Consider the following 12,971-nt stretch of genomic DNA (forward strand, 5'->3'; position numbering starts at 1 on the left):
CGAGGCCCGCACGCGTGCGGTACAGGAACCACCAGATCACCGCGAACATCAGGAACGCGAGGTAATCGAGCGGCGTGAGGCTGAAGAACGCCGGGCCGAGCACCGGGATCTTCGAGAGCCCCGGAATGGTCCATGTGTCGATCGTGGCGCGCACTGCCGCCGACGTGTACGGCTTGCCGACATAGGCCGACAAGCCAATGCCGAAAATCGTCAGCGAGAGGCCGGTGGCGACCTGGTTGGCGAGCATGGTCAGCGTGAGAAACGCAAACAGCATCGACATCGCGAGACCCGCGCCGATTGCGGCGACCACACCGAGCCACGGGTTGCCGGTTATGGCCGTGACCGGGTAGCCGGTTACGGCGCCCATCAGCATCATGCCTTCGACGCCGAGGTTGAGCACCCCCGACTTCTCGGTGACGAGTTCGCCCGCGCCCGCGAACATCAACGGGATTGCGGCGGTGACGGCGCTTGAGGTGAGCGCGCTGGCTTGTTGAATATCCATGGAGATCCGGCGGGAAAATCAGTGGGCTTGCGCGGCGATTGAGCGCCGGCGCACGCGATAGTTCACGAACAGGTCGGCACCCAGCAGGCAGAACAGCAGCAGCCCCTGGAACACGCCGGAGAGCGCCTGCGGCAATTGCATCGAGGTCTGCACCGCTTCGCCGCCGAGGTACAGGAGCGCCATCAGCAAGCTCGCGAGCACGATGCCGACCGGATGCAGCCGCCCCACGAACACGACGATGATCGCGGTGAAGCCGTAGCCCGGCGACCATGTCGCCTGCAACTGGCCGATCGGACCGGCAATCTCGCCCATGCCGGCGAGGCCCGCCAGACCGCCGCTGATCAGGAGCGAGGTCCAGATGGTTTTCTTGTCGGAGAAACCGGCGTAGCGCGCGGCGAGCGGCGCAAGACCACCGACGTTCATGCGGTAGCCCGCGAAGCTCTTGCGCATGAAGAGCCACACGCAGGGAATCGCGATCAGCGTGACGAATACCGACGCGTTCAGCCGCGTGCCGCGCAGCCATTTCCAGTGCCAGTCGCCGGAAAATGTCGGGTACAACGCGTCGCCGCTAAACATCTCCGAGAGCGGGAAATTCATGCCCTGCGGATCGCGCCACGGGCCACTCACCAGATAGATCAGCAACTGCGTGGCCACATACGTGAGCATCAGGCTGACGAGAATCTCGTTGGTGTTGAAGCGGCTTTTCAGCAGCGCGGGAATCGCGGCCCATGCCATGCCGCCGAGCACGCCGGCGATCATCATGGTTGGCAGAATCCACCAGCCGGTGGCCTGATCGAAGTAGATCGCGACGCCGCTGGCGGCGATGCCGCCGAGCAGCATCTGCCCTTCAGCGCCGATGTTCCAGACGTTGGCGCGATAACCGATCGCGAGGCCCAGGCCAATCAGGCACAGCGGCGAAGCCTTCAGCAGCAGTTCGGACCAGCCGTTCACGCTGGCGAGCGGTTCGATGAAAAACGCATGCATGGCTTCGAGCGGATCACGGCCGACCAGGCTGAAGATCAGGAAGCCGATCGCGAGCGTGAGCAACGCGGCGATCAGCGGCACGGCAAGCTGCATCGTGCGCGAGGGCGTCGTGCGTGCTTCGAGTCGATACGGAAGAATCATGGGAGCGTGGGCTTATGTGTGTGCTTATCTGGTTCTGGTATTTAACGTCGATCAGCTATCCGATCGCGCATCGATCTGATCAGGCGTGCGCCGGCTGTTCCCCCGACGGCGCCGCGCCCTCGCGGTCACCGAACAGGCCCGCCATCCAGCGGCCGATTTCCTCGGCGTTGGTCGCCCCCGTGGCACGCACCGGCGAGAGTCTGCCGCCTGCAAGCACCGCGATGCGATCGCAAATGTCGAACAACTCTTCCAGCTCTTCGGAGATCACCAGAATCGCCACGCCGCGTGCGGACAGGTCAAGCAACTGCTGACGAATGAAAGCCGCCGCGCCGACGTCGACACCCCAGGTCGGCTGCGCGACCACCAGCACTTTGGGCGCCTGCAGAATCTCGCGGCCCATGATGTATTTCTGCAGATTGCCGCCGGAGAGACTTTGCGCCAACGCTTCGGCGCCACCGCAACGGACGTCGAAAGCTTCGATACACCGCCTGGCGAAGGCGCGCATCACGCCCGCCTTGATCCAGCCGGAATTCACCATCTGCTGACGATGCGCCGTGAGCAGCGCGTTTTCCGACAGCGTCATGGCAGGCACCGCGCCGCGGCCCAGACGCTCTTCCGGCACGAAGCCGAAACCGAGCGCGCGCCTGCCGCCTGCGCCGAGACGGCCTGCCGCCTTGCCGCAGATCGTGACGGCATCGGCGCGCGTGCCGCGCTTTTCGCCCGAGAGCGCCGACAGCAACTCGGCCTGGCCGTTGCCCGACACGCCGGCGATGCCGAATATCTCGCCAGCATGCACGCCGAACGACACGTTATCGAGCGAGGTGCCGAACGGGTCGTCGCTCTCCACCGACAACTGCTTCACGTCGAGCAGCACGGCGCCCGGCGTGTGCTCACGACGCTCGTAATCGGGCAGCGAATGGCCCACCATCAACTGCGCGAGCGACGCATGCGTTTCTTCTTTCGGCGTCACGTGACCAGTCACGCGGCCGCCGCGCATCACCGTGGCGGTGTCGCACAGTTCCTGGATTTCGTCGAGCTTGTGGCTGATATAGAGGATGCTGCATCCTTCTGCCGCGAGACGCCGCAGCGTCGCGAAGAGCTTGCGGACCGCCTGCGGCGTGAGCACCGAAGTCGGTTCGTCCATGATCAGGAGACGCGGGTTCTGCAGCAGGCAGCGCACGATTTCGACGCGTTGCCGCTCGCCCACCGTCAGGCTATGCACGTGACGTTGCGGGTCGATGTCGAGGCCGTAGTCGGCGGAAACTTCGCGGATACGCTTGGAAAGCGTCTTCAGATCGAACGGTTCGTCGAGCGCGAGCGCAATGTTTTCGCCAACCGTGAGCGTCTCGAACAGCGAAAAGTGCTGGAACACCATGCCGATGCCAAGCTTGCGCGCGGCCGCCGGGCTGGCAATCTCCACGGGTTGGCCTTCCCAGCGAATCTCACCGGCGTCCGGCCGTACCGCGCCGTAGATGATTTTCATCAGCGTGCTTTTGCCGGCACCGTTTTCGCCGAGCACAGCATGGATTTCACCCGGCGCGACGATCAACGTGACGTCGTCGTTGGCGCGCACGGCCGGATATTGTTTGGTGATGCCCTGAAGCATCAACCGGGGCGCCGCCTGTTCCGGCCTGCTTGCCGGCTGCGCGGCGGCGCCGTCGCTATAAGAGTCGCTCATGTGATTCCGTAGTACGTCAGAGACTGCCGGTTACAGCGCGTTCGTCCGCCCTGTCAGCCGACGATCCGTCACCACAACCGGATGACAATACCTAATTCGACGCGCTCAGTCGAGCCGTCAAAATTCCCCGCAAACCCCCGCCGCAGCGTGCTCTGCGGGTATCCCACTCTTGACGTGGCTTTGAGTTCATATTAAAAGCCATATATACCCACGCCCGTTCGATCAGCCAGAACATATATTTCGGAGAAGTCATGAGTCAGCAACGCGAGGCGATCGATACGTATCTATTACGCGTCTTGCACACCCTGTTGATGGAACGCAGCGTCACACGCGCGGCCGTCAAACTGAATCAATCGCAACCCGCCATTAGCGCGGCGCTGCGCCGTTTGCGCGACATCACCGGCGACCCGCTGCTGGTGCGCGGCAAATCCGGCATGGTGCCGACCGAGTACGGCCTGCGCCTGCTCGAACCGGTGCAAAACGCGCTGCGCGAGATCGAACGCATCAAGTTCCAGCAGCACAACTTCGACCCGGCGACCTCGATCCGTTGCTATCGGATCGGTTGCCCGGACTACCTGAACGTGCTGTTCGTGCCGACCGTGGTTGAACGCTTTCGTCAGGCTGCGCCGAACGCGACGCTCGAATTTCACTCGCTCGGGCCGGCGTTCGACTACGAACTCGCGCTCGAGGACGGCAAGCTCGACACCGTGGTCGGCAACTGGCCCGAGCCGCCGGAGCAATTGCACCTGTCGAATCTGTTCGTCGATCAGATCGTCTGTCTGATGAGCAACGCGCATCCGTTCGCCAAACGCGGCGGGTTGACGCTCGACCAATACCTGAATGCCCCGCATCTTGCGCCTACTCCTTATTCAGTGGGCCAACGCGGCGCGATCGACGTGCATCTCGCGCGCGAGCGGTTAAAACGTCATGTGGTCGTTACGTTGCCGTACTTCAATCTGGCGCCCTACGTGCTGATCAAGTCCGATCTGATCTTCACGACCACACGCCTGTTTGCCGACTACTACGCCAAGTTCCTGCCGCTGACCGTGGTGCCCGCACCGCTCGATTTCCCGCCGATGCAGTACTACCAGTTGTGGCACGAACGCGTGCATTACTCCGACGAAGTGCGCTGGTTGCGCAGTCTGGTTGCCGAAGCGACCAAGACGTTGATCGATAAACCTTGATCTACGCTCTATGCTTTGCGGTCTATCGGCATCCCGTCTTCGTGGATGCCGATAGCCCTGCTTCTTCTATTGCGCTCTTACGCAATCATTGCGCTTACGCCGCCGCTTCGTAAAGCGTCCTGGCCAACCGGTTGTGCTGCTCGATGACCGGTCCGAGTTCCAGCGTCGTCAGCTGACCATTCTTCACCACCACCTTGCCGCCGATCACGCTATGGCTCACCTGCGACGGCGCGCAGAACACCAGTGCCGCGACCGGATCGTGCAACGCGCCCGCAAACGACGGCTGACGCAGATCGAACGATACGAAGTCCGCCGCCATGCCCGGCGCCAATGCGCCGATGTCGTCGCGATTGAGCACCTTCGCGCCGCCTAGCGTCGCAATCTCCAGGGCTTCACGCGCGGTCATCGCATCCGGCCCGAAGCCGACCCGCTGCAACAACAGCGCCTGACGCACTTCCGCGACCATTTGCGCACCGTCATTCGACGCCGAGCCGTCGACGCCGAGACCCACCGGCACGCCGGCAAGGCGCATCCGCTTGATCGGCGCAATCCCCGACGCCAGCCGCATGTTCGAACACGGGCAATGCGCGACGCCGGTGCCGGTGCGGGCGAACAGTTCGATGCCCGCGTCGTCGAGTTGCACACAGTGCGCGTGCCATACATCGTGCCCGACCCAGCCGAGGTCTTCCGCATACTCGGCCGGTGTCATGCCGAACTTCTCGCGGCTGTACGCAATATCGTTAACGTTCTCCGCCAGGTGCGTGTGCATGGACACACCGTAATGCCGCGCCATCACCGCCGATTCGCGCATCAGGTCGCGGCTCACCGAGAACGGCGAGCACGGCGCCACCACCACGCGCAACATCGCGTAACGCCCTTCGTCGTTGTACGTCTCGATCAGACGCTGCGTGTCCTTCAGGATGTCCGCTTCCCGTTCGACCACCGAATCCGGCGGCAAACCGCCGTCTTTCTGCCCCACGCTCATGCTGCCGCGCGCTGCGTGAAAACGCATGCCGATCCGTTGCGCGGCGACGATGCTGTCGTCGAGGCGGCTGCCGTTGGGGTAGATATACAAATGGTCGCTCGAAGTCGTGCAACCGGACAGCAACAGCTCAGCCATCGCCGTCAAGGTCGAGACTTCGATCATCTCCGGTGTGAGGTTCGCCCACACCTTGTAGAGATTGGTCAGCCAGCCGAACAGCTCGGCGTTCTGCGCAGCCGGAATGGCGCGCGTCAGGCTCTGGTACATGTGGTGGTGCGTGTTCACCAGACCCGGAATCACCAGGTGGCCGCGCATGTCCAGCACTTCGTCGGCCGTTTGCGGCAATTCCGCCGTCGGGCCGACCGCGACGATGCGGTTGTCTTCGATATACAGACCGCCGTCGCGCAGTTCGCGCCGGGCGCCGTCCATCGTGACCAGCACGTCCGCGTGCTTCACCAGCATCGTTCTTTTCGGCTTCATAGCCGCCTGCTCCATCGTCATTCGTTTCTCCGCTTCATTGCTTCCGTGCAAAGCCGTTCGAACGCGATGTGACAGCACGCCAACCGTGCCGCCGCGTCCCGTCGAACGCCGTTGGCCCGGTTACCCAGCGTGTTTCCGCCGTCTTCGGGGTGTGCCGCGCTTCACTCATGTTTGCTGCAGCGCACAGGTGTAACCTTCGACGGCCAAAATAATGCTGACAACTCGCGCCAGTGCGATACCCAACCTCACGCTGCCGATATAGTGGGCCTTTTTTGGCGCCGGTACGATCGAATTGCACGGCAATAGTCGAACGAATCGACTCAATATGGCTTTCAGCAGGCTGTCTGTCATGCGCCAGGTATTATCTTTCCTATCTCGCGTGCGCTGACGTGAACATCCTTTTTACAATGGCTGCCACGGCGCTCGCTTCAATTCGCCGACGGGTATGTAGCCACTGACGTGGAGCCTCGATCCGCCGCAACGTATTCTGGATCGGGCCGCCGCCGAAACCTCGCATTCACATAAGGAAAATTGCGAATGGGAAAGCTCACTACCCACGTGCTCGACACCGCGAACGGCCGTCCCGGCGCGGGCATCAAGGTCGAACTCTTCGCGCTCTCCGGCGACACCCGCCGCGCGCTCAAAACCACCACCACCAATGACGACGGCCGCTGCGACCAGCCGCTGCTCGAAGGCGACGCATTGGTCGCGGGAGAATACGAACTCGTATTCGGCGCCGGCGACTACTTTGCATCGATCGGCACGAAAGTGCCAGAGCCGCGTTTTGTCGATCGCGTCGTGTTGCGCTTCGGCGTGGCCGATGCCGGCGCGCACTATCACGTGCCGCTGCTGGTGTCGCCGTGGTCGTACAGCACCTATCGGGGCAGCTAAGCGGGCAACTGAACGCCCGGCGCGTTTCCGATAGGTGTTGGAGGAGGACGAGGTTGAAGTCGCGTTGTATTTCCGAACGCGCCCGATTGCATTGTGCGGATCCCTGGAGACACCCGCGAAGCGCAATCGAACGCGAGCGACTCGACCTGACGTTCCAATAAAAAACGGCGCGTGCGAACTGAGCGCACCGCGTCTTTCGCCCTGAAGGGGCCCAGCCCCGAAAGAAGTCCCCTTGGGGGGCGCCCCGCAGTCTGTGCAGCGACGCCATGCATGCCGACGACCCGTCAGCCGGGTCCCCGAAGGCGTAATCAAGGCACAAGCGTCGTTGCGCGTACAACGAATCAGAAGTGGAGGAGTTTCATGGAAGGCTTTATTACTGACTGGCTGAACCTGGCATTGCGCTGGTTTCACGTCATCGTCGCCATCGCCTGGATCGGCGAATCGTTCTATTTCGTCGCGCTGGACAACAGCCTGAAACCACCAGAGGACCCTAACCAGCGCAAGCGCGGTGTGTTCGGCGAACTGTGGCACGTGCACGGCGGCGGCTTCTACAACATGCAGAAGTACACCGTCGCGCCGCCGGAAATGCCGGACGACCTGCACTGGTCGAAGTGGCCGTCGTACACCACGTGGCTGTCGGGCGCGAGCCTCTTCACGGTGCTGTATCTGTTCTCGCCGAGCACTTACCTGATCGACAAGAACGTGCTGGATATGGGCCCGGTCGTGGCCGTCGCGTCCGCTCTCGGCTTCCTCGCGGCGGGCTGGATCGTCTACGACTCGCTGTGCCGCCTCCTCGGCAACAAAGACAAGGTGCTCGGCATCTGCGTCGGCGTTTATGTGCTGATCGCGGCGTACCTGGCGTGCCATATCTTTGCGGGCCGCGCGGCTTACCTGATCGTGGGCGCGATGCTGGCGACGATCATGTCGGCGAACGTGTTCTTCGTGATCATCCCGGGTCAGCGCAAGATGGTTGCCGCCATGCTTAAGGGCGAAACGCCGAACCCGATCTACGGTAAGCGCGGCAAGCAACGTTCGGTGCACAACACGTACTTCACGCTGCCGGTGGTGTTCGCCATGCTGTCGAACCACTACGCGATGACGTACACGAATCAGTACAACTGGGTCGTGCTCCTGATGATCATGCTGGCCGGCGCACTGATTCGCCAGTTTTTCGTGATGCGTCACCGTGGCCAGGTGCTGTGGTATCTGCCGCTGGTCGGTATCGTGCTGATGTTCGCCGCCCTCTTCTCGACAATGCCCAAGCCGATCGTGCCGCAAGCACAGGCCGCGAACGCGCCGACGATCAAGGTGGCCGATATTGCACCGGTGCTGCAACAACGCTGCGTGGCATGCCACTCCGCCCATCCGACGATGATGGGCAGCGCGCCGGCCGGCGTGTTGCTGGATACGCCGGACGAGATCTCGCAGAACGCACAGCGGATCTATCAGCAGGCTGTTACGTTGAAGGCGATGCCGCTGGGCAACGTCACGCACATGACCGACGACGAACGGATGAAGATCGCCGCGTGGTTCCAAGGCGGTGCAGTGAAGTAATGAGCTGGCCGGGTGTGTTGCCCGGCTTGGCAAAGCAGCATGAGGCGGGCTTTTCGCGTGAGCGGGAAGCCCGCTTTTTGTTTGTCAGTTGGTCCGGGTTACTTGTTAAAAACGGCAATTATAATTGTAGCCCAACGGACACAAGTTAAAGAAAATTTGAGAAAATGTAGCCCGTAAAGCACAAAACTATGAAAATAATTTGTGTCTCATAGGCTACAATATAGGCGAATACTTGCCAATTTGACGCCTTGGGGCCACAAATGACCAATCTCGCTGACGTATCGGACATGCTGAAGACCGTTCGGCGCGAAAGCCACCTCTCGCAAGAGGAATTGGCCCGCCGCGCGGGCGTGGCTCGCACCACCGTCGCACGTATGGAAACGTTAGCCAAAAACGATATGAGTGTATCCGTGCTCGTGCGTCTGCTCGAAGCAGCCGGCTACGATCTCAAGTTCGTCGCGCACGGTCACGGGCGCACGCTCGAAGACATCCTGGCTGAACAACGCATGCCGGACGCAGACTCATGAGGCTCGACGTTCAGGTACTGGGCAAGCACGTCGCTACGCTGTTTCGCGAGCGCGACGACTACGTCCTCAAATACGATCGCGACGCAACGGCGGCCGACTTCATCAGTCTGACCATGCCGGTCCGCGAAGAAGCCTGGCGCTGGCCGCGCGACCTGCATCCGTTTTTCCGGCAAAACCTGCCGGAGGGCTACCTGCTCAATCTGATCCGCGAGCAATTCGGACCCTTGCTCGACGGCACCGATCTGTCGCTGCTTGCCGTAGTCGGCGCAATGGGGATTGGCCGCGTCACCGTGACGCCCGAAGGCGTGGCGCCAGGCACCGAACTGCAACCGCTCGACGTGCAGAACATCCTGCACGGTGACAACACCGCAGACCATTTCGCTGCACTGGTTCGTGAATATGCGCGCGCGGCCATCTCGGGCGCCGTGCCGAAATTCATCGCACCTCAACCGGAAGCTTCCGGCGCGTCCGCACCGATGCCGCTCGGCAAGCCGACAATCCGAACGAGCCGTCACATCGTCAAAGGCTCCGACGACAGCACGCCGTTTCTCGGTTTCAACGAGTTCTACTCGATGCGCGTGCTCGAACGGCTTGGCGTAGCGCCGGTCGCGCGCACGCAGATGTCGGACGATGGCCGGGCGCTGATTGTCGAACGCTTCGACGTCGATGCGCATGGGCTGCCAGCCTATGGTGTCGAAGACATGTGCGGCCTGCTAGGTTTGCCGCCGCACGAAAAATACAATTCGACCAGCGAAAAAATGCTCAATGCCGCGCGAGCCTACCTGCTCGATCATGACAGCATGCGGCAGCAACTCGAGCATCTCGCCTGGCACTTGCTGACAAACTACGTCGTGCGCAACGCGGACTGCCATACGAAGAATGTCGCGCTGCTCTACACGTCGGTGGATGATGTCGCGTTCACGCCGGTCTATGACATCGTCACGACGCAGGCTTATCCGCGTTTCGCGGCCAATCCACCGGGCCTGCCGATCGACGGCCGTAAGACCTGGGCGGCCGGCAAAACGCTCGAGCGCTTTTTCAACACCCGCATGGGGATCGCGCCACGGCAATACGCTCAGATGGTCGAAGCGTTGTGCGATTCGGCGGTCACCGTCAGTCACGAGTTGATTGAAGCGGCGCGCAACGAGCCGCGGTGGCACAACGTCGCGAAACATATGCTCCACGCCTGGGACGACGGCATGGCATCGCTGCGATCGCCGAAGAAAAGCCTGCAGTTCAAAGGACTCAAACCGGCAATCGAAGCCGCGGGGTTCTCCGCGCCGGAGCCAGCGGAACGTGCGCGCGAAGTGACCGGACACTCACCGCTCTTAGGCAAACGTAGCTGAAAGATCAGTTGGGCCGCCGTCGTCTTCCGTAAAAGGAAAAAGCCCACAGTTCACATACTGTGGGCTTTCTTACAACCAACCTGCTCTACGCACTGCGCTAAAGCAACGACCTCAAACAGTCACCGCGCTCAACGCATCTTCAGTGAGCCAGAGCGACTCGGCCAGATCCTGCTCGTTCAGGTTCAACCCATCGCCGCCACGATCGACGACGATAAAGTCGCTCACGTCGCCCAATGCGATCAGCGGATGGTGCCAGACACCCTTCGCATAATTCACACCTTGCCAGCCGCTCGTCACAAACGCACGGATCTGCTGCGGGTCCAACTCGCCCGCCGGCGCCACGACCACCAGATACGGCTTGTCGTTCAGCGGCACGAAGGCCTGGCTGCCCAGCGGATGCCGTTCAAGCATCTTCACTTCGAACGGCAACGTGCGCGGCTGACCGCGAAACAGGTTCACCAGCGTGCGGCCGTTCTCGTCGGTCACGTCCACTTTCGCGAGATCGTGATAACGGATCGTGGTGCCGAGGTTGATCGGAATCTGCTTCGCGCCTTCGAGTTCGACCACGTCGCCGAACGGGGCGAACGCTTCCTTCGTCAGCGGTTCGATAGCCAGCGTTTTCATTATGCGAGCGTGCCCCACAGACGCAGACGCGACACGCCACCGTCCGGAATGATGTTAAAGCGCACATGCGTCACCGGACCCAATGCAGCGATTTCGCTTTCGAAATAGTGCTGGTTGTCCATCTTCAGTTTCTGTTCGCCCAGCAGCACCGGCCAGAACATGGCTTGCGTGATCAGCGAGCTGTCCGTGCCGCCCGTCACATACGCGGCCTGGATCGAGCAGCGGTCCGGATAGTTGCCCTTGAAGTGAGCCGTATCGACTTCGATCTTCCTGATCACACCCGGCTGTGCCAGCGCGACGATCGCCCAGTCATTGCCCGGTTCACGGCGGCGGCGCGTTTCCCAGCCGTCACCCATATTCACACCGCGGCCCGGCATCAGAATCGTCGACGCCGCACCGAAGTGCTGGTTGTTCGCCGCGACCAGATACGCGCCGTTTTCCATCGCGGCCAGATCGAACTGCTCGGTGCGGCTCGCGCCTGCCCAGTCGACTTGCGGTTGACCATACACTCGCAGACGCGCAATACCGCCGTCCGGGTAGATGTTCACGCGCAGGTGCGTGTAAGCGTTCGCGTCGCTGACTTCGTGATAGTGGTGGCTGTTGCCTTGCAGCGTGGTCGACGGGACGATTTCGGTCCATTGCGTCGACTGGTTCGGCACGCCGTCCACGACTCGCGCAGCCTCAACCGACGCTGCCGGCGGGAAGTTGCCCGTGAAGTGGCTGGTGTCGAGGTCGAGACCCTTGATCACGCCCGGACGCGCGAGCTTCACGACGCACCAGTCGTAGCCGTTCGCGCGCTTGCGGCGCGTTTCCCAGCCGTCCATCCACTTGCCGTTGTCGTCGTATTTGCCCGGAATGAAGACGGCCGGCTCCGGATTCAGCATGCGATCCTTCGGTGCGAAGAAATCGTCGCTGGCCTCGAGCGCCTGTGCGCCCAGGCGCGGGTCCGCCAGATTCACATAACGGCGCGTGAATTCCGGTGCGTTGGGGTCGAGAATCGGGAGTGCCATCTTTGTCTTCCTTAATGTTTGCTAGTGCTGAAAAAACGTTTCGGTGCGAGGTCCGCGACGCGTAGTTAAAGCCTTACGCGTCGATCAGGTCGTCGAGCCGGAAACGTGCGATGCGGTAGATCTGATCGAGGCTGGCGCGCAATTCGTCCGCGCGGCCGTTGTTCACGCGCGCCTCGAAGTTCGCGATGATGCCGTGGCGGTCATAACCGCGCACCGCGAGGATGAACGGAAAGCCGAACTTCTCGCGATAGGCGCCGTTCAACGTCACCAGCCTGTCGAATTCTTCCTGCGTGCACTGGGCGAGGCCCGCGCCGCTCTGCTCACGCGTGGATTCGGCCGTCAACTCGCCACGCACCGCAGCCTTGCCGGCGAGCTCCGGGTGGGCGTTGATCAACGCCAGTTGCTTCTCTTCGCCGGCAGTCTCGACGATGTTCGACATCTTGCGATGCAATTCGTCGATGCTGGCAAACGGCCGTTGCTGCGCGGCGATTTCCGCGACCCACGGCGAATGCTCGAAAATGCCCGACAGCGCTGCGACGAACGCGTCGGTCGAGGTGCTGTTGAGTTGGTCCAGAGTGTATTGCATCGCCTTCATGCCGCTGCCCCGCGGTTGTTTTGTTGATAAGGATGATGTTCGCGCCAGTGCCGCGCGATATCGACGCGCCGCGTCACCCAGACGCGATCGTGCTGTTCGATATGGTCGAGAAAACGTTGCAGCGCGCGGAAGCGCCCGGGGCGGCCGAGCAGACGGCAGTGCATGCCGATCGACAGCATCTTGGGTGCTTCGTCGCCTTCTTCGTACAGCACATCGAATGCGTCGCGCAGGTACGTGAAGAAATGGTCCGCGGTGTTGAAGCCTTGTGGGCTCGCAAAGCGCATATCATTGGTGTCTAGCGTGTACGGCACAATCAGTTGCGGGCTCTTTGCACCGCCCGTCACTTCGACATCCATCCAGAACGGCAGATCGTCGCCGTAATAATCCGAGTCGTACAGGAAGCCGCCGTGTTCGGCGACCAGGCGATGCGTATTCGGACTGTCGCGGCCGGTGTACCAACCGAGCGGCCGCTC

At 61.9% G+C, this 12,971-nt stretch carries 12 protein-coding genes and 1 pseudogene; 5 read left to right on the plus strand and 8 right to left on the minus strand.

Features of this window, described 5'->3' with window-relative positions:
- The 3 genes from VFE81_RS18380 to VFE81_RS18390 all read right to left on the minus strand — a co-directional run.
- Positions 1-502: ABC transporter permease (locus VFE81_RS18380; protein ID WP_325045960.1), on the minus strand; the 502-nt coding region annotated here is incomplete at its 3' end.
- Between the two features lie 18 nt (positions 503-520).
- The gene (locus VFE81_RS18385; RefSeq protein ID WP_325045961.1) at positions 521-1,627 is read right to left on the minus strand and encodes an ABC transporter permease; all 1,107 of its coding nucleotides are present in this window, start codon (positions 1,625-1,627) and stop codon (positions 521-523) included.
- A 79-nt stretch (positions 1,628-1,706) separates the two neighbouring features.
- Positions 1,707-3,305 (minus strand): ABC transporter ATP-binding protein, encoded by a 1,599-nt coding sequence (locus tag VFE81_RS18390; RefSeq protein WP_325045962.1) that lies wholly within the window; start codon positions 3,303-3,305, stop codon positions 1,707-1,709.
- 251 nt (positions 3,306-3,556) lie between these two features.
- On the opposite strand from VFE81_RS18390, the gene VFE81_RS18395 reads away from it, so the two are divergent.
- On the plus strand, positions 3,557-4,489 hold the full coding sequence (locus VFE81_RS18395) for a LysR substrate-binding domain-containing protein (RefSeq protein WP_172176057.1): 933 nt from the start codon (positions 3,557-3,559) through the stop codon (positions 4,487-4,489).
- A 94-nt stretch (positions 4,490-4,583) separates the two neighbouring features.
- Here the strand turns inward: VFE81_RS18395 and VFE81_RS18400 are convergent, their stop codons facing one another.
- Complete coding sequence (locus VFE81_RS18400; RefSeq protein WP_325045963.1) at positions 4,584-5,972, minus strand: 8-oxoguanine deaminase; 1,389 nt, start codon at positions 5,970-5,972, stop codon at positions 4,584-4,586.
- A 516-nt stretch (positions 5,973-6,488) separates the two neighbouring features.
- On the opposite strand from VFE81_RS18400, the gene uraH reads away from it, so the two are divergent.
- The 4 genes from uraH to VFE81_RS18420 all read left to right on the plus strand — a co-directional run bounded on the left by uraH (position 6,489) and on the right by VFE81_RS18420 (position 10,269).
- Positions 6,489-6,842 carry a hydroxyisourate hydrolase gene (gene uraH / locus VFE81_RS18405; protein ID WP_012433320.1) on the plus strand — a complete coding sequence of 118 codons (354 nt, stop codon included), beginning with the start codon at positions 6,489-6,491 and terminating at the stop codon, positions 6,840-6,842.
- A 360-nt stretch (positions 6,843-7,202) separates the two neighbouring features.
- Entirely contained in the window at positions 7,203-8,396 is a 1,194-nt protein-coding gene (locus VFE81_RS18410; RefSeq protein WP_325045964.1) for a urate hydroxylase PuuD, read from the plus strand.
- 260 nt (positions 8,397-8,656) lie between these two features.
- Entirely contained in the window at positions 8,657-8,923 is a 267-nt protein-coding gene (locus tag VFE81_RS18415; protein ID WP_325045965.1) for a helix-turn-helix domain-containing protein, read from the plus strand.
- Complete coding sequence (locus VFE81_RS18420) at positions 8,920-10,269, plus strand: type II toxin-antitoxin system HipA family toxin (RefSeq protein ID WP_325045966.1); 1,350 nt, start codon at positions 8,920-8,922, stop codon at positions 10,267-10,269. The genes VFE81_RS18415 and VFE81_RS18420 overlap by 4 nt, the downstream gene beginning before the upstream one ends.
- A gap of 111 nt (positions 10,270-10,380) precedes the next feature.
- Here VFE81_RS18420 and VFE81_RS18425 read toward each other — a convergent pair whose 3' ends face one another.
- The 4 genes and pseudogenes from VFE81_RS18425 to VFE81_RS18440 form a co-directional block, all read right to left on the minus strand.
- A complete protein-coding gene (locus tag VFE81_RS18425; protein WP_325045967.1) occupies positions 10,381-10,893 on the minus strand; it encodes an ureidoglycolate lyase in 513 nt (170 codons plus the stop codon).
- Positions 10,893-11,903, minus strand: coding sequence for an allantoicase (gene alc / locus VFE81_RS18430; RefSeq protein WP_325045968.1), 1,011 nt, complete (start codon positions 11,901-11,903; stop codon positions 10,893-10,895). Before alc ends, VFE81_RS18425 begins: the two co-directional genes overlap by 1 nt.
- A 73-nt stretch (positions 11,904-11,976) precedes the next feature.
- The gene (gene uraD / locus VFE81_RS18435) at positions 11,977-12,498 is read right to left on the minus strand and encodes a 2-oxo-4-hydroxy-4-carboxy-5-ureidoimidazoline decarboxylase (RefSeq protein ID WP_325045969.1); all 522 of its coding nucleotides are present in this window, start codon (positions 12,496-12,498) and stop codon (positions 11,977-11,979) included.
- A pseudogene (locus VFE81_RS18440) lies at positions 12,495-12,971 on the minus strand (allantoinase); the annotation flags it as partial. The pseudogene VFE81_RS18440 and the gene uraD, both read right to left, overlap by 4 nt.

This window comes from Paraburkholderia sp. (assembly GCF_035656215.1).
In the GTDB taxonomy this organism is placed as follows: Bacteria; Pseudomonadota; Gammaproteobacteria; order Burkholderiales; family Burkholderiaceae; genus Paraburkholderia.